This window comes from Citrobacter sp. T1.2D-1, from assembly GCF_950098555.1.
Classification (GTDB): Bacteria; Pseudomonadota; Gammaproteobacteria; order Enterobacterales; family Enterobacteriaceae; genus Citrobacter_A; species Citrobacter_A telavivensis.
In genome coordinates, this window is record NZ_CATNHH010000045.1 from 161933 (window position 1) to 178751 (window position 16819).

The following is a 16819-nucleotide window of genomic DNA, read 5'->3' on the forward strand; positions in this document are numbered from 1 at the left end:
AATGACGCCGCATTAAGACAGATGATGATAAGCAACTTATATAACAGGGCAAATCATGGCGAGACGTATTCTGGTCGTAGAAGATGAAGCTCCAATTCGCGAAATGGTCTGTTTCGTGCTTGAGCAAAATGGTTTTCAGCCCGTTGAAGCTGAAGATTATGACAGTGCGGTGAACCAGCTTAATGAACCCTGGCCGGATTTGATCCTTCTTGACTGGATGTTGCCCGGCGGTTCTGGTCTACAGTTTATTAAACACCTCAAGCGTGAAGCGATGACCCGGGATATTCCGGTCATGATGTTGACCGCCAGAGGGGAAGAAGAGGATCGCGTACGTGGCCTGGAAACCGGTGCGGACGACTACATTACTAAACCGTTCTCCCCGAAAGAACTGGTTGCCCGTATCAAAGCGGTGATGCGCCGGATTTCGCCGATGGCGGTGGAAGAAGTCATCGAGATGCAGGGGCTAAGCCTGGATCCCACATCGCACCGCGTGATGACCGGCGAAAATCCGCTTGATATGGGGCCGACGGAATTTAAACTCCTGCATTTCTTCATGACCCACCCCGAACGGGTATACAGCCGCGAACAGCTGCTGAACCACGTCTGGGGCACCAACGTCTACGTTGAGGATCGTACGGTCGATGTGCACATTCGCCGTCTGCGCAAGGCGCTGGAAACCAGCGGCCACGATCGGATGGTACAAACGGTTCGCGGGACAGGGTATCGTTTTTCGACCCGTTTTTGAAAGACAAGAATAAATAAGAGCCTGGCTCTGAAGGGAGAGTGACCCGTGCTGGAACGGCTGTCATGGAAAAGGCTGGTGCTGGAACTGATACTTTGCTGTATCCCGGCCTTGATCCTAAGTGCATTTTTTGGTTACCTGCCGTGGTTTTTACTGGCATCGGTAACAGGACTGCTGATCTGGCATTTCTGGAATTTATTACGCCTCTCATGGTGGCTGTGGGTCGACAGAAGCATGACGCCGCCGCCGGGACGAGGCAGTTGGGAACCGCTGCTGTACGGTTTGCATCAGATGCAACTGCGCAATAAAAAGCGCCGTCGCGAGCTGGGCAATCTGATTAAACGCTTTCGCAGCGGGGCAGAGTCACTGCCCGATGCGGTGGTGTTGACCACTGAAGAGGGTGGGATCTTCTGGTGTAATGGCCTCGCGCAACAGGTGCTGGGCTTACGCTGGCCGGACGATAGCGGACAAAACATCCTGAACCTGCTGCGCTACCCGGAGTTTACGCAGTACCTTAAGCTGCGGGATTTTAGCCGACCGTTAAATCTGGTACTCAATACCGGTCGACACCTGGAAATTCGCGTCATGCCGTACACCGATAAGCAACTGCTGATGGTGGCGCGCGACATGACACAGATGCACCAGCTTGAAGGCGCGAGACGCAATTTCTTTGCCAACGTGAGCCATGAACTGCGCACCCCGCTAACGGTGTTGCAGGGCTATCTCGAGATGATGCACGAACAGACGCTGGAAGGGGCAACGCGCGAAAAAGCGCTATTGACAATGCGTGAACAAACCTCGCGCATGGAAGGACTGGTGAAACAGTTGCTTACGCTGTCGAAAATTGAAGCCGCACCGACGCTTCTGCTCAATGAACAGGTCGATGTGCCGATGATGCTGCGTATGGTCGAACGTGAAGCGCAGACGCTCAGCCAGCAGAAGCACACGTTCAGCTTTGAGGTGGATAACCAGCTCAAAGTGCTGGGGAATGAAGAACAACTGCGTAGCGCAATGTCCAACCTGGTGTATAACGCAGTGAATCATACGCCAGCGGGAACCCATATCACCGTCCGCTGGCACGCGGCGCCGTACGGCGCGGAGTTTAGCGTGGAAGATAACGGGCCAGGCATTGCGCCGGAACATATCCCGCGGTTAACGGAGCGGTTTTATCGCGTTGATAAAGCGCGATCGCGGCAAACGGGCGGCAGTGGACTGGGACTGGCTATCGTAAAACATGCGCTGAATCATCATGAAAGTCGCCTGAATATCGAGAGTCAACTGGGCAAAGGCACGCGCTTTAGTTTTGTGCTGCCGGAACGATTAATTGCCAAAAAAAGTGCTTAAAGTACAATCGTAAGGTTTTCTTTCCATAAGCCAGCCAATGCTGGCTTATTTTCTTTGCGGCTAAGATAAGTCTGCTGAATTTATCCGCGCCTGGTTGTTTTTTGTTCGAATGATAAGCCATGACTTTTTCTTTAACATAGTGTTTTGCACTGGTTCTTTATTTGATACCACTATAATCTTCCAGTTTTTAGATCCCTCCTTGCTTTAAAACGTTATAAGCGTTTAAATTGCGCCCCAGATGCTGTCAGACTGACTGCATTCAGGCGGTAAATCGAAAAACTATTCTTCGCAGTCCCAGCCCAGGAGCATATCCCGCTGGAATTGCTTAAAAAAACCGCTGTTTCTTCCCACAGGGAAAGACATTACGTTAATTTAATCAACACCACATCCACAGGCCGTAAGCTTTATGACCCATCAGTTAAAATCGCGCGATATTATTGCGCTGGGCTTTATGACTTTTGCGCTGTTCGTCGGCGCAGGGAACATCATCTTTCCTCCAATGGTTGGTTTGCAGGCTGGCGAAAACGTCTGGATGGCGGCTGTCGGCTTTTTGATCACGGCCGTGGGGCTACCGGTGCTGACGGTTGTCGCGCTGGCGAAAGTCGGTGGTGGTGTTGACAGTCTGAGCACGCCTATCGGCAAAGTGGCTGGCGTTCTGCTGGCGACCGTCTGCTATCTGGCCGTCGGTCCGTTATTCGCTACGCCGCGCACCGCAACGGTCTCTTTTGAAGTGGGCATTGCCCCACTGACCGGCGACTCGACTCTGCCGCTGTTTATCTACAGCGTAGTCTATTTTTCAATTGTAATTCTGGTGTCGCTGTATCCGGGTAAACTGCTGGATACCGTGGGGAACTTCCTGGCGCCGCTGAAGATTCTGGCGTTGATTGTGCTTTCCGTTGCGGCAATCATCTGGCCTGCTGGCCCGATCAGTCATGCGATGGAAGCTTATCAGACGGCGGCATTTTCCAATGGCTTCGTTAACGGCTACCTGACGATGGATACGCTGGGCGCGATGGTCTTTGGTATCGTTATTGTTAACGCGGCGCGCTCTCGCGGTGTGACCGAAGCGCGTCTGCTGACCCGCTATACCGTCTGGGCGGGACTGATGGCGGGCGTCGGATTAACGCTGCTGTACCTGGCGCTGTTCCGCCTCGGGTCAGACAGCGCTACGCTGGTCGATCAGTCGGCGAACGGCGCAGCGATTCTGCACGCTTATGTCCAGCACACCTTTGGCGGTGCGGGTAGCCTGCTGCTGGCGGCGCTGATCTTTATCGCCTGTCTGGTGACGGCGGTCGGCCTGACCTGCGCCTGTGCAGAGTTCTTCGCTCAGTATGTGCCGCTGTCTTACCGCACGCTGGTGTTCATTCTTGGTGGGTTCTCGATGGTGGTTTCCAACCTGGGGCTCAGCCATCTGATCCAGATCTCTATTCCGGTGCTGACGGCGATTTATCCCCCGTGTATCGCACTCGTTGTGTTAAGTTTTACCCGCTCATGGTGGCATAATTCGACCCGCGTCATTGCACCGGCAATGTTTATCAGCCTGATTTTTGGTATCCTTGATGGTATTAAAGCATCGGCAATCGGCGACGTGTTACCGGCCTGGACCCAGCGCTTACCGCTGGCGGAACAAGGTCTGGCGTGGTTAATGCCCACTGTTGTGATGGTGGTCCTGGCGGTTGTCTGGGATCGCGCGGCGGGTCGGCAGGTGACCTCCAGCGCACACTAAGATTGCGGAAAATCTGTTTTAACCACGGGGCTATTACTGGCCCCGTGGTTTTTTATTGTGTTGATGGGTTAGGAATCGATGGAAAGTAATAACAAGCTGAAGCGTGGGCTAAGCACCCGACACATTCGCTTTATGGCCCTGGGCTCAGCAATCGGCACCGGGCTGTTTTATGGCTCTGCGGACGCCATCAAAATGGCCGGGCCGAGCGTGCTGCTGGCCTACATTATCGGCGGGGTGGCGGCCTATATCATTATGCGCGCGTTGGGGGAAATGTCCGTACACAATCCCTCTGCCAGTTCATTTTCACGCTATGCGCAGGAAAACCTCGGCCCACTCGCGGGTTACATTACCGGCTGGACCTACTGCTTTGAAATTCTGATTGTCGCCATTGCCGATGTGACCGCATTCGGTATCTATATGGGCGTCTGGTTTCCGACGGTTCCGCACTGGATCTGGGTGCTTAGCGTGGTGCTGATCATCTGCGCCATCAACCTGATGAGCGTAAAAGTGTTTGGCGAACTGGAGTTCTGGTTCTCCTTCTTTAAAGTCGCCACCATCATCATCATGATTGTGGCCGGCTTCGGCATCATCATCTGGGGGATTGGCAACGGCGGACAACCGACCGGGATCCATAACCTGTGGAGCAACGGTGGTTTCTTCAGCAATGGCTGGCTGGGGATGGTGATGTCGCTACAGATGGTGATGTTCGCCTACGGCGGTATTGAAATCATCGGTATCACCGCCGGGGAAGCGAAGGACCCGGAGAAATCCATTCCGCGCGCCATTAACTCGGTGCCGATGCGTATTCTGGTGTTCTACGTGGGGACGCTGTTCGTCATTATGTCTATCTACCCGTGGAATCAGGTGGGAACCGACGGCAGCCCGTTTGTGCTGACCTTTCAGCATCTTGGCATTACGTTTGCTGCCAGCATTCTCAACTTTGTGGTGCTCACCGCGTCACTATCGGCGATCAACTCTGACGTCTTTGGCGTCGGTCGCATGTTGCACGGGATGGCAGAGCAGGGCAGTGCGCCAAAAGTGTTCGCTAAAACCTCGCGCCGGGGGATCCCATGGGTCACCGTGATGGTGATGACTATCGCCCTGCTGTTCGCGGTGTATCTGAACTACATCATGCCGGAAAACGTCTTCCTGGTGATTGCGTCGCTGGCGACCTTCGCGACGGTGTGGGTGTGGATTATGATCCTGCTGTCGCAAATTGCTTTCCGTCGTCGTCTGCCGCCGGAAGAGGTGAAGGCGCTGAAGTTTAAAGTGCCGGGCGGTGTGGCAACGACCATTGTGGGCCTGATTTTCCTCGTATTTATCATTGGGCTGATTGGCTATCATCCGGACACCCGCATTTCGCTGTACGTTGGCTGTGGCTGGATTGTTCTGCTGATGATTGGCTGGATGTTCAAGCGCCGTCGTGACCGTCAGGTCGCCGAAGCGCAGTAATGTTGTGCCGGGTGGCATGAATGCCATCCGGTCATTTCTCCTCCCCCGAACTCCTCCCCCAATAAACCTTCAGATGATGAGTTATCCTGTAAATCGCTATGGCAAGGTGAGCTCATTTTCATCAAAGGGGATACGTGATGTTGAACGCCTGGCACCTACCGGTTGCCCCATTTGTTAAGCAAAACAAAGACCAACTGACCATTACGCTCTGGTTGACGGGGGAGAACCTGCCGCAGCGCGTTACGCTACGTGCGGAAAATGACAACGAAGAAACCGCGCTGGCGATGCACAAACTGCGCACGCCGCCGTCTCCGGGCGTGACCGCCTGGCGTGCGGCGATCGATCTTCGCAGCGGACAGCCGCGTCGACGCTACAGCTTCAAGCTGCTCTGGCTCGATCGTCAGCTGTGGTTCACGCCGCAAGGGTTCAGCCGCTTTCCACCTGCCCGTCTGGAGCAATTTGCCGTGGATGCGCCGGACAGTGGACCGCAGTGGGTTGCCGATCAGGTTTTCTACCAGATCTTTCCTGACCGTTTTGCTCGTAGTTCGTCACGCGACGCCCAGCAGGATAAGGTCTATTACCATCACGCGGCCGGGCAGGAGATTGTGCTGCGAGAGTGGGACGAACCGTTGACCGCGCAGGCCGGCGGATCCACGTTTTATGGCGGCGATCTCGACGGTATCAGCGAAAAGTTGCCGTATCTGAAAAAGCTGGGCGTCACCGCGCTGTACCTGAACCCGGTATTCACCGCCCCGAGCGTGCATAAATATGATACCGAGGATTACCGTCACGTTGACCCGCAGTTTGGCGGCGACCCGGCGCTGATGCGACTGCGGCTGAAAACGCAACAGCAGGGGATGCGCCTGGTGCTGGACGGCGTGTTTAACCACAGCGGTGATTCCCACGCGTGGTTCGATCGTCATCATCGTGGCTCTGGCGGCGCGTGCCACCATCCGGATTCCCCCTGGCGCGACTGGTACAGCTTCTCGCCGGACGGCGTCGCGCTGGACTGGCTGGGCTACCCCAGTCTGCCGAAGCTGGATTATCAGTCCGAAAGTCTGGTCAATGAAATGTATCGCGGTGAAGACAGCATCGTTCGTCACTGGTTGAAAGCGCCGTGGAACATGGACGGCTGGCGTCTTGACGTCGTGCATATGCTGGGAGAAGCGGGCGGCGCGCGTAATAACCTTCAGCACGTCGCGGGGATCGCCCAGGCGGCAAAGGAAACGCAGCCGGAAGCTTACGTCTTTGGTGAACACTTTGGCGATGCGCGACAGTGGCTACAGGCGGATGCTGAAGATGCCGCCATGAACTACCGTGGCTTCACCTTCCCGCTATGGGGCTTTCTTGCCAATACCGATATCTCTTACGATCCCCAGCAGATTGACGCGCAAACCTGTATGGCGTGGATGGATAACTACCGCGCCGGTCTCTCTCATCAACAGCAGTTGCGGATGTTCAATCAGCTCGACAGCCACGATACCGCGCGTTTCAAATCGCTGTTGGGCAAAGATGCCGCCCGCCTGCCGCTGGCGGTAGTCTGGCTATTTAGCTGGCCCGGTGTGCCCTGTATCTATTACGGTGATGAGGTGGGGCTGGATGGCGATAACGATCCGTTCTGCCGCAAGACGTTTCCCTGGCAGGCGGAAAAACAGGATGCCGCATTGCTTGCCCTGTATCAGCGGATGGCGAAGTTGAGACATCGCATCCCGGCGCTGCGTTACGGCGGATGTCAGGTTATCTATGCAGAAGATAACGTGGTGGTGTTTTTGCGCGTCTACCAGCAGCAGCGCGTGCTGGTGGCCATTAACCGCGGCGAGGCCTGTGAAGTGGTGCTCCCGGCCTCACCGCTGCTGAACGTGACAGAATGGGGCTGTAAAGAAGGGAAAGGGCAGTTGTCTGACGACATACTGACGCTGCCGGCCATTTCCGCCACGCTCTGGCTGAATCACTGATACAGCCGCGCGATGTCGTGGCTGGCAAGCAGCGTTTCCCGCCACCAACGATGCGCCAGCCCGTTTCGCCCATCGCGCCATGCCATATAGGCGACATCTTTTTCACGAAAAGAGATGACGCTTTTTTCGACCAGTTCGCCCGTGGCAAGCCACGGGCTGGCGATATGCCGCGGCAGAAACCCGCAGCCCATCCCGGCGCGCAGTAGCGCCACTTTGCTGTGAAAATCATCGACATGAATCTGCGGCTGTTCTTCCATCAGGTTGGTTTGTATCGGGTGGCAAAAGCGTGCGCTGTCGCTAATGACAATGGCGCGGTGCAGGCAGAGTTGTTCATTCGTCAATTTGTCAGAGATTGCGGCCAACGGATGATCGGGCGCCACCACAAAGACATTATCCAGAGTGCCTAACATTTTGTAGGACCACGCGGCGGAGGTCGGCGGTTCGTTAATCGCGCCAAGAATGATATCCGCGCCATTATGCGTTAACTCTTCCCATGACCCTGCCAGCGTGTGGTACGAAAATTTAAGCTGCGTCTGTTTGTTCTGCGCGTGAAAGGCGTCGATGAGGGGTAACAGCACCTCAAAGGGAAAGGAGACATCCAGCGCAATGACCAGCTCTTTCTCCCAGCCGGAGCTCAACTGCAGCGCCTGCTTTTCCAGATCTTTTGCCGCACTGAGCAGCAAGCGCCCCTTTTCCAGCATCATCAGCCCGGTATCGGTGAATTTGGCCCGATGCCCGGAGCGGTCAAGCAGTTCGATGTTCAGGTCTTTTTCCAGCTTCTGAATCATATAGCTGAGTGCTGCAGGCGTTTTAAACAACGATTCGGCTGCGGCGGCAAAAGTACCGTATTTGTCGATGGCGTCCAGGATAAGCAGAACGTCCAGATTTATGCGCATGGCTGAAAATATCCCTGAAAGTAAACCCCTCTGTTGTACCGAATGGCGAGAAACAAAACCAGTGAAGAAATTAGATGGAAGATGCGCATTTTTTTGAAAGTGTAAAGATATATCGTCCGGACAAGGCTTATTTCACACGACGGTAAGTTTTCTTTAATAAGTTGTTAGAAATTTCCAACTATACTAAACAGGCTTTCTGATTCAGGATTTGATGGTTGACGACAGATACAAACATTAATTTCTAACTGATTAATTAAGGAAGTATATTATGTCTATTCGGGAACTGATTAATCCATCAAACTCGACGCTCATTTTTATTGACCATCAGCCGCAAATGGCATTTGGGGTGGCTAATATTGATCGCCAGACGTTGAAAAATAATACCGTTGCGTTGGCGAAGGCAGGCAAAATATTTAATGTGCCGGTCATTTATACTTCAGTCGAAACAAAAAGTTTTAGTGGTTACATCTGGCCTGAGTTACTGGCTGTGCACCCGGATGTGAAACCTATCGAACGTACCTCCATGAACTCCTGGGAAGACGCGGCATTTGTGAAAGCCGTGGCGGCGACCGGACGTAAAAAACTGATTATCTCTGCGCTATGGACCGAAGTGTGCCTGACCTTCCCGGCGCTGATGGCGCTGGAAGCCGGTTACGAAGTGTATGTCGTAACAGACACTTCCGGCGGCACCTCTGTTGATGCGCATGAACGCGCCATCGACCGTATGGTGCAGGCCGGTGCCGTACCGGTGACCTGGCAGCAGGTTCTGCTGGAGTACCAGCGTGACTGGTCGCGTAAAGAGACCTATGACGCGGTGATGAGTCTGGTTCGTGAACACAGCGGCGCCTACGGTATGGGCGTGGATTATGCCTACACCATGGTACATGGCGCACCGGAACGCAAAGCATAAATACACTTCATCCTTCACGCTGCCTCTTTGTTGGCTTTGTTTGCGCACCCCGGTCACTCACTTATGTGAGCTCCCGAGGATGCGCAACCTTGCCGCCTCGACGCATCATGAATGATTTTGTGTAGTGAACGTATGGCTTATGGCGGGGCAACCCGTCATTAACCTTCAGCAAGGAATCTGTCATGGCGCAAAATACACATGTGACGTTGGTGATTACGCATACGCTGCAGCCTGACCAGGCAGCGCGCTATGAGCTATGGCTAGGGAAAATTATGCCCATTGCCGCCTCGTTTCCCGGTCATCTCGGGGCGAATGTGATTCGTCCGACGGACGGGCAAAATCTGTGGAACATCATTATTCGTTTCGACACGCTTGAGCATCTCTACAACTGGACGCAGTCGGATACGCGGCGACTTCTGGTCGAGGAGATAGCCCCGCTGCTGGCGGAAGGCGATAAAACCGAGATCCACACCGAAGCGGCGTTCTGGTTTACGCCTCCCGCCCCGCATGTTCGTCAACCGCTGCGCTGGAAGCAGTTTCTGATCACCCTGTTGGTTATCTTCCCCAGCACCAATCTGGTGCCGTGGCTGACCGGCATGCTATTGCCCTCGCTGAAGGGAACGCTGTTACTGCATCTGATTAACGATGCCTGTGTGGTTGCGCTGGTGGTCTGGTTGTGGATGCCCATCGTGACCCGTTTGTTTGCCGGCTGGCTGAAAAAAGCCTGATCGGTTCGTCAGGAGAGTGTTATGTCTCAAACTGCCTCATTGATTCTGACCCACGGAAAAATACATACCCTCGACAGTCACAGCCCACAGGCTGACGCCGTGGCCATCAAGGATGGAAAAATTCTCGCCACGGGAACGCACGATCAGGTAATGCGTTTTGCCGCTGACGGTACGCAGGTGGTTGATCTGAAAGGTCACACTGTGATTCCGGGACTTAATGATTCCCACCTGCATCTGATCCGTGGTGGGTTGAATTACAACCTTGAGCTGCGCTGGGAAGGCGTACCGTCCGTGGCCGATGCGCTGCGTATGCTGAAAGAACAGGCTGACCGCACCCCGTCGCCGCAGTGGGTTCGCGTGGTGGGTGGCTGGAGCGAATTTCAGTTTGCCGAACGACGGATGCCGACGCTGGAAGAGCTCAATGACGCCGCGCCGGATACCCCCGTTTTCGTTCTGCATCTGTACGATCGCGCGCTGTTAAACCGCGCGGCGCTGAAAGCCGTGGGATACACCAAAGCAACGCCCGATCCGGCGGGCGGCGAGATCGTCCGCGATGGCAACGGTAATCCCACCGGGATGCTGATCGCCAAACCGAATGCCATGATCCTTTATTCGACGCTGGCCAAAGGGCCGAAGCTACCGCTGGAGATGCAGGTGAACTCCACCCGCCAGTTTATGCGCGAACTGAATCGTCTCGGGCTGACCAGCGCCATTGACGCAGGCGGTGGTTTTCAGAACTACCCGGAAGATTACGAGATCATCGAGCAGTTGCATGCTAATCACCAGATGACGGTGCGTATTGCCTATAACCTGTTTACTCAGCGACCGAAGCAGGAACTGGACGATTTCGAACGCTGGACCGATATGCTCAAGCCGGGCCAGGGAACCGATTTCTATCGTGCGAACGGTGCCGGTGAGATGCTGGTCTTCTCCGCCGCGGACTTCGAAGATTTCCTGCAACCGCGCCCGGATTTGCCGGAAGGGATGGAGGATGAGCTGGAGCGCGTAGTGCGCCATCTGGTGGAACACCGCTGGCCATTCCGTCTGCATGCCACTTACGATGAGTCCATCAGCCGGATGCTGGATGTGTTCGAGAAAGTGAACCGTGATATTCCGTTCAATGGCCTGCACTGGTTCTTCGATCACGCCGAAACCATCAGCGAGCGCAATATCGATCGCGTGAAAGCGCTGGGCGGCGGCATTGCGGTACAGCATCGCATGGCGTTCCAGGGCGAATATTTTATCGACCGCTACGGGAAAGAGGCCGTGAAACATACGCCGCCGGTGGCGAAAATGCTGGCCGCCGGAGTGCCGGTGGGGCTTGGAACCGATGCCACTCGCGTCGCCAGCTATAACCCGTGGATGGCGCTGTACTGGCTGGTTTCCGGGCGGACGGTCGGCGGGATGGCGATGTATGACGACAACAACCGTCTGCCGCGCGACGTGGCGCTGGAACTGTGGACGGCAGGAAGCGCGTGGTTTTCCAGCGAGCAGGGTAAAAAAGGGCGCATTGCCAAAGATCAACTGGCCGACCTGGTGGTGCTGTCAAAAGACTACTTCAGCGTGCCGGAAGAGGAGATCAAAGGCATTGAGTCGGTGATGACGGTTGTCGATGGCAAAGTGGTGTATGCCGCCGGTCAGTTCACGCCGCTGGCGCCGCCGTCGATTCCGGTCGTACCGGACTGGTCTCCGGTAGTGAACGTTCCGGGACACTACCGCCCGGCACCGCCGACCGCGGCGAAAGTGGGCGCGGTGGTGCAGATGCACCAGTGCTGCGGTAGCTGTGGCGTGCACGGCCATCAGCATGATATCGCCCGTCAGTCGGGGATCCCGGTGTCTGACGATCGCGCCTTCTGGGGCGCACTCGGCTGCTCGTGCTTCGCGTTTTAATCCTGTCTTACGGCCTCTGCTTATGTGCAGAGGCTGAATATATTGTCTGAAAAGGGGTTCACTCTGCTAACAGATATGGCGCAAATGCAACAATTTATGTCATTCTGGACTGTCCTAATACAGTGAAGGTGGATACATGGACGACCTTTTAATCCTTGGCTGCGTCTTTTTGTTCTTCGCGCTGGTGGTGGTGCCGATCCTGTCGATTGTCGCTTTCAATCGCAGTTCGGCGATGCGCGGTGAGCTTGCCCGGTTACGCCAACGGGTCGAAGACCTGGAACAACGCGGCGTCGTTGCGCCCGCGATAACACCGACGGCAGCGGTTCAGCCCGCAGAGACGGTCATGGAGGCTAAACCGGCCCCGATCCCGGTGGCGGTGCCAGAACCCAAACCGAAGCCGACTCCCGCTAACCCCTGGCGCTCGCATACGCCGCAGGACGCGGCAATCGCCGAGACTATTGTCGAAGCAGAGACTATCGTCGAAAAAGCATCCCCTGAAGCGGGCGTGCAACCTTCTGCCTTTGGCGGCGTGATGTCGTCGCTGGTGCGCTGGTTTATGCAGGGCAACCCGCTGGCAAAACTGGGGATCCTGCTTCTCTTCCTCGGCCTCTCTTTCCTGCTGCGCTATACGGTTGAGCACTCCCTGTTCCCGCTTGAACTGCGCCTGGTTGCGGCGGCGCTGTTTGCGATTGTCCTGCTGGCGATAGGCTGGCGTCTGCGGCATAAACAGCCGGTCTATGCCCTCATTTTGCAGGGCGGGGCAACGGGCGCGCTCTACCTCACCGTCTTTGGCGCGTTTCGCCTCTGGCAGATGCTGCCAATGACGCTGGCCTTTGTGCTGCTGGTGGTCATCTGCGCGGCGAGCGTTGGGCTGGCGATTTTGCAAAAAGCGCTCAGTCTGGCGATGCTGGCGAGCCTCGGTGGCTATCTTGCGCCATTACTGCTTTCGACGGGAAGCGGCAACTACGTGGCGCTGTTCTCCTTTTATCTGTTGCTGTCGGTCGGCATTCTGGCGATCAGCGTCTGGCAACACTGGCGTGAGCTTAATCTGCTCGGGCTGATCTTTACCTTCGGCGTGGGCGGTCTCTGGGGGCTGAATGACTATCAGCCGGCGTTTTACCTGAACTGCCAGCTGTTCCTGATTGCCAATATTCTGCTTTTTGGCGTGCTGAGCGTGGCGCTGTCGCTGCGCTCGCAGGCGAAGGGCAAACAGATTATTGATGGAGTGCTGCTGTTTGCGCCGCCGCTCATTGGTTTTGGCATGCAGTACGCCATCACTCGCCATTGGGAATATGGTCCGGCGCTCAGCGCGCTGGGCTACGGCGGTTTTTATCTGGTGCTGTCATGGCTGGCATTACGCCGCTATCCGTCACTGGGGCGTCCGCTGGTGCTGGCCGCGCTGGCGCTGGGCGGCGCGTTTACCACCCTTGCTATCCCGCTGGCGCTGTCGGCGCAGTGGACGGCCATGGCCTGGGCGCTGGAAGGATTGGGGATTTTGTGGCTGGGTGTGCAACAGCAGCAGCGCCGCATGAGTTACAGCGGCACCGCGCTGCTGGTGCTGGCGCTCGGCAGCGCACTGTGGGCGCAGGCGAACAACACTACTGCGCTTTCGCTGATGCTTATCTTTGCCGTACTCAGCGTCTGCTGGTTGGCGGGTGCGTGGCTGTGGCGCAAGATTGATCTGCGCGGCAGCATGGGACTGCTGGCGGGGGGCGTGATCTTCTGGATCGTGGCGCTCGTTGGCGCAGCGCAGTGGCTGTTGACCACCGATTCGCAGGTGATGGCGGGCGTGCTGGCGCTGATGGCCGTGTCGGTCTGGTGCTGGCGATTTGCCGCCGCGCGCCTGACGTGGCAGGCACTGGATGTCAGCAAATGGCTCCTGTGGCCGATGATGCTGGTGGCTCTGCTGTATCAGATTTCCCAGCAGCAGATTTTTGCCGCAGGCTGGCAGAATCTGGCCTGGTGTCTGGCATTACCGGCTGCGGTGGCGTTGCTCTGGCGCGATGCTGAGGCGTTACCACCGCGTCTTTCCAGACTGGTGCATCTCTCGTTCTTCTGGACAATTCTGTTTGCGCTGTCGGCGGAACTGTTCTGGTTTGCCCGCGATCTACCGTGGGGAATGGCAGCCTGGGGAAGCGGTGTAGCAATGGCGGCCGGCGGGGGACTGATTTTCCTCGTCGCGATGGCCGTTCGTCGTCAGTTCTGGCCGTTCCGGGTCTGGCCCGCGTTGTATGCCTGTCAGGCGCTGATTCCCGTCGCAGCAACGCTGGCCGGTCTGTTAGTGTTGACGAATTTGCAGGACGGCGTGGTCTATCGTCAGACATATCTGCCGCTGATCAACCCGCTGGAAGAAGGGGCGGCTTTTGCGCTGCTGGGATTGATGGTGTTTTATCGCGCTTCCCTGCGCTTTTTCCCGGTGCAACTCTCGGTATGTCGCCCATGGCCTGTGGTTGCGCTGATGGCCCTCGGCTTCTGGTGGCTGAATGGTATGCTGCTGCGCGCGTTGGCCTGGTATGGCGACGTGGCGTGGAGCATGGAATCACTGTGGGATTCACGGCTGATTCAGACCTGCTTTGCTCTGTTCTGGATGCTGGTTGCACTGGTGGTGATGCTGCGCGCGACCCGCTATCGCTCTCGTCGCGAATGGCTGTGCGGGGCGGTATTGTTAGGGATTGTGATTGTGAAACTGATGCTGGTGGACAGCGCGGGCGGCGGTGGCCTGGCGCGTGCGGTCGCGTTTATCGGTGTGGCTATACTGGTGCTCATTGTCGGGTATTTTTCACCGTTACCGCCCAAAGCTGGAGAAGAAAAATGAAATGGATGAAAGCGGTATTATGTAGCGTGCTGCTGGGCGTAGCAGGAACCGCCGTCAGTAGTGATGACGTGACGGAGTCCCCGATGGATTACGCGACGGGCGTTATGCTGGAAACCCTCGGCGCATCGCCGTGGTATCGCGTGTCACTCCCGCAAACCGTGTATCAGGGGACCGCCTGGCCGGATTTACGCGATGTTCGTGTCTTTAACCATGCCGGCGAGACGGTGCCGTTTACGCTGGTGGCGCAGAAAACCCAGCCCGTTACGCCGCAAACGGTCGCATTGCGCCTTTTTCCTCTGGATATGTCACCCGTCCCGCCGCATGAGGAGGGGAGACGTAATGGGGAATCTTTTGTCTTACGCTCGAAGACAGGCATTGAAATTCACCTGGAAAGTGATGACGTTAAGACCGTCGGACAGAGCTATTTACTGATGCTGCCGGAGGAGATGGAAGACAGTTTTTCCCTGGAGCAATTGCGTCTGAACTGGAATACCCCGACGGGCAACTGGCAGGGGAAAGCCTCGGTCTATGTCAGTCGTGATCTACGCTACTGGCGGACCGTGCAGGAAGAGGCGCCGTTGATGGAGCTGACGCGTGATAACGATCGGCTGAAAATGGACACCATTGGCACCAGCCTGACGCTTTCTGCCAATGGCAATCGCTACCTGCTGGTGATCCTCGACTCGCAAAGCCCGGCGCTGACGATAAACAGCGTGAGCGCTATTGCCGAAAGCAGAGAACCGGAATCCGCACGTATCGAGATCGGCGCGCAAGAAGAGAAGGTGTCAAATGACGAAGCGGTCTGGCACTGGGCGCAGCCGCAGCCGCTGACCTCGCTCAGAATCGATCTGGACGATGAAGGGGTTTTACCAGTAGCGCTGTCATGGCGTAGCGCTGAAAAAGCGCCCTGGCAACCGCTGACAAAAACCGTGCTTTACCGCCTGAACGGCAAGCGTTCGGAGGATATTCGTCTTTCCGGTCAGTTGGTTGAGGCCGTTCGGATGACGACCATTAACGCCCGCCTGCCGGAGAGAATGCCTGCGTTGAGTGGGGCGCGAGACAGCTATCAGCTAGTGTTCAATACGCAGGGGAAAGGGCCTTACATGCTGGCCTGGGGAAATCGGGCTGCGCAAAAGGCGGACATTGGTCTTGATCTGCTGATCCCGGCATCGCTGCGTAAAACGCAGGAAATTGACTCTCTGCCGGGGGCTGTGCCCCAGGGGGATGTTGCACTCGGCGGCGAGGCGCGACTGACGGCAACGTCGGCCGCTGAGCAGCAAAGCCAGTGGAAAACGGTGCTCGTGTGGGGGGCGCTGATACTCGGCGTCGCCGTGCTGGCGCTCATGGCGTGGCGCATCTGGCGGGAAGTCAAAAAGGATGGCACGCAGTAAGTCGTTAAAAGGCTCGTCATGGCGAGCCCATCATCAGCCCGCCCCGGCGGTGACCGGCGGCGGGTTTCTTCCTGACGGGACGTCAGTCTATAACGCAACACGTGTCTAATAGCGGTTTTGCGAGCCAAAAAGCTCGATGCGCCGCGCAATCATCTCCCGTACCGGTTTCAGCCCCTGATTGATCACTTTACGCGGATCATTCACGTCGTGACCGGTATCGGCGGCAAATATCGCTTTCACTTCCTGGCACCAGGCGTACATATTTTCGGTATTGACGTTAATTTTTGCTGTACCGCAGGCAATGGCTTTACGCATGTCGTCGTCGGCAATACCGGTGCCGCCATGCAATACCAGAGGCACTTGTACCAGCCCGGAAATGGTTTTCATCTCCGTAAACCCCAGTTTAGCTTTGCCTTTATACAGCCCATGGGTTGAACCCAGCGCGGCGGCCAGACAATCAACCTGGGTTTCTTTGACCAGGGTGTAGCACTCCTGGGGATCGGCGTAAATCACCTCGGAATTGACAATACCGTCTTCGCTGCCGGCGATGGTGCCGAGTTCAGCCTCAACCGAAACACCTTTGCTGTGGGCCAGTTCCACCAGATGACGGGTGATGGCCAGGTTCTCGTTAAACGGCAGATGCGAACCATCAAACATAATGGAACTGAATCCAGCGTCGATAGCCGCTTCGCAAGCTTCGCGGGTGGTCCCATGATCCAGGTGCAGGGCGACCGGAATATCAATGTTTAAATAATCTATCGCATTAACCACGATGTCATGAATACATTTTAATCCCAGCATATGTTTAACCGTACCACCGGAAACACCTAAAATAACCGGAGAGCGCAGCTGTTGTCCGGTGCTTAATACGGCACCGACCCATTCAAGATTATTGATATTGAATTGCCCTACGGCATAACCGTCCCGTAGGGCATGCTGAAGCATGTCCTTCATAGAAACTAACATAATC

The 16819-nt window shown here is 56.1% G+C and carries 13 protein-coding genes; 11 read left to right on the forward strand and 2 right to left on the reverse strand.

The window, feature by feature from the left end; genetic code table 11:
• Positions 1 to 55 precede the first annotated feature (55 nt).
• From phoB to malZ, 5 genes are all read left to right on the forward strand, one after another.
• Positions 56 to 745: a phosphate response regulator transcription factor PhoB gene (gene phoB, locus QQZ17_RS20490; RefSeq protein ID WP_042286011.1), complete on the forward strand. Its 690-nt coding sequence runs from the start codon at positions 56 to 58 to the stop codon at positions 743 to 745.
• A 45-nt stretch (positions 746 to 790) separates the two neighbouring features.
• A complete protein-coding gene (gene phoR, locus QQZ17_RS20495) occupies positions 791 to 2086 on the forward strand; it encodes a phosphate regulon sensor histidine kinase PhoR (protein WP_152405682.1) in 1296 nt (431 codons plus the stop codon).
• 406 nt (positions 2087 to 2492) lie between these two features.
• Positions 2493 to 3812 carry a branched-chain amino acid transporter carrier protein BrnQ gene (brnQ, locus tag QQZ17_RS20500; RefSeq protein ID WP_152405681.1) on the forward strand — a complete coding sequence of 440 codons (1320 nt, stop codon included), beginning with the start codon at positions 2493 to 2495 and terminating at the stop codon, positions 3810 to 3812.
• A gap of 78 nt (positions 3813 to 3890) precedes the next feature.
• The gene (gene proY / locus QQZ17_RS20505; RefSeq protein WP_152405680.1) at positions 3891 to 5264 is read left to right on the forward strand and encodes a proline-specific permease ProY; all 1374 of its coding nucleotides are present in this window, start codon (positions 3891 to 3893) and stop codon (positions 5262 to 5264) included.
• Between the two features lie 137 nt (positions 5265 to 5401).
• A complete protein-coding gene (gene malZ / locus QQZ17_RS20510; RefSeq protein ID WP_152405679.1) occupies positions 5402 to 7219 on the forward strand; it encodes a maltodextrin glucosidase in 1818 nt (605 codons plus the stop codon).
• Here the strand turns inward: malZ and QQZ17_RS20515 are convergent.
• Positions 7213 to 8115: a LysR family transcriptional regulator gene (locus QQZ17_RS20515; protein ID WP_152405678.1), complete on the reverse strand. Its 903-nt coding sequence runs from the start codon at positions 8113 to 8115 to the stop codon at positions 7213 to 7215. The genes malZ and QQZ17_RS20515 overlap by 7 nt on opposite strands.
• Before the next feature lie 268 nt (positions 8116 to 8383).
• Between QQZ17_RS20515 and QQZ17_RS20520 the strand changes: the two genes are divergently transcribed.
• The 6 genes from QQZ17_RS20520 to QQZ17_RS20545 all read left to right on the forward strand — a co-directional run bounded on the left by QQZ17_RS20520 (position 8384) and on the right by QQZ17_RS20545 (position 15958).
• Positions 8384 to 9025 carry a hydrolase gene (locus QQZ17_RS20520; RefSeq protein ID WP_152405677.1) on the forward strand — a complete coding sequence of 214 codons (642 nt, stop codon included), beginning with the start codon at positions 8384 to 8386 and terminating at the stop codon, positions 9023 to 9025.
• A gap of 182 nt (positions 9026 to 9207) precedes the next feature.
• The gene (locus QQZ17_RS20525) at positions 9208 to 9753 is read left to right on the forward strand and encodes an antibiotic biosynthesis monooxygenase (RefSeq protein ID WP_152405676.1); all 546 of its coding nucleotides are present in this window, start codon (positions 9208 to 9210) and stop codon (positions 9751 to 9753) included.
• A 21-nt stretch (positions 9754 to 9774) separates the two neighbouring features.
• Entirely contained in the window at positions 9775 to 11643 is a 1869-nt protein-coding gene (locus QQZ17_RS20530) for an amidohydrolase (protein ID WP_152405675.1), read from the forward strand.
• 136 nt (positions 11644 to 11779) lie between these two features.
• The gene (locus QQZ17_RS20535; RefSeq protein WP_152405674.1) at positions 11780 to 14458 is read left to right on the forward strand and encodes a DUF2339 domain-containing protein; all 2679 of its coding nucleotides are present in this window, start codon (positions 11780 to 11782) and stop codon (positions 14456 to 14458) included.
• A complete protein-coding gene (locus tag QQZ17_RS20540) occupies positions 14455 to 15849 on the forward strand; it encodes a DUF3999 domain-containing protein (protein WP_152405673.1) in 1395 nt (464 codons plus the stop codon). The genes QQZ17_RS20535 and QQZ17_RS20540 overlap by 4 nt, the downstream gene beginning before the upstream one ends.
• A complete protein-coding gene (locus QQZ17_RS20545) occupies positions 15836 to 15958 on the forward strand; it encodes a hypothetical protein (protein WP_268879011.1) in 123 nt (40 codons plus the stop codon). Before QQZ17_RS20540 ends, QQZ17_RS20545 begins: the two co-directional genes overlap by 14 nt.
• Here QQZ17_RS20545 and fba read toward each other — a convergent pair.
• Positions 15955 to 16815, reverse strand: a complete 861-nt coding sequence (gene fba, locus QQZ17_RS20550; RefSeq protein ID WP_152405672.1) for a class II fructose-1,6-bisphosphate aldolase — start codon at positions 16813 to 16815, stop codon at positions 15955 to 15957. The two genes, QQZ17_RS20545 and fba, sit on opposite strands and share 4 nt — an antisense overlap.
• Positions 16816 to 16819: the final 4 nt, after the last annotated feature.

Excerpts from the sequence above, each read along its gene's own strand:
- QQZ17_RS20525 (WP_152405676.1), top strand. The coding sequence starts at position 9,208 with ATGGCGCAAAATACACATGTGACGTTGGTGATTACGCATACGCTGCAG.
- phoB (WP_042286011.1), top strand. The coding sequence starts at position 56 with ATGGCGAGACGTATTCTGGTCGTAGAAGATGAAGCTCCAATTCGCGAA.
- QQZ17_RS20540 (WP_152405673.1), top strand. The coding sequence starts at position 14,455 with ATGAAATGGATGAAAGCGGTATTATGTAGCGTGCTGCTGGGCGTAGCA.
- fba (WP_152405672.1), bottom strand. The coding sequence starts at position 16,815 with ATGTTAGTTTCTATGAAGGACATGCTTCAGCATGCCCTACGGGACGGT.
- brnQ (WP_152405681.1), top strand. The coding sequence starts at position 2,493 with ATGACCCATCAGTTAAAATCGCGCGATATTATTGCGCTGGGCTTTATG.
- QQZ17_RS20530 (WP_152405675.1), top strand. The coding sequence starts at position 9,775 with ATGTCTCAAACTGCCTCATTGATTCTGACCCACGGAAAAATACATACC.
- QQZ17_RS20545 (WP_268879011.1), top strand. The coding sequence starts at position 15,836 with ATGGCACGCAGTAAGTCGTTAAAAGGCTCGTCATGGCGAGCCCATCAT.
- QQZ17_RS20520 (WP_152405677.1), top strand. The coding sequence starts at position 8,384 with ATGTCTATTCGGGAACTGATTAATCCATCAAACTCGACGCTCATTTTT.
- proY (WP_152405680.1), top strand. The coding sequence starts at position 3,891 with ATGGAAAGTAATAACAAGCTGAAGCGTGGGCTAAGCACCCGACACATT.
- QQZ17_RS20515 (WP_152405678.1), bottom strand. The coding sequence starts at position 8,115 with ATGCGCATAAATCTGGACGTTCTGCTTATCCTGGACGCCATCGACAAA.
- malZ (WP_152405679.1), top strand. The coding sequence starts at position 5,402 with ATGTTGAACGCCTGGCACCTACCGGTTGCCCCATTTGTTAAGCAAAAC.
- QQZ17_RS20535 (WP_152405674.1), top strand. The coding sequence starts at position 11,780 with ATGGACGACCTTTTAATCCTTGGCTGCGTCTTTTTGTTCTTCGCGCTG.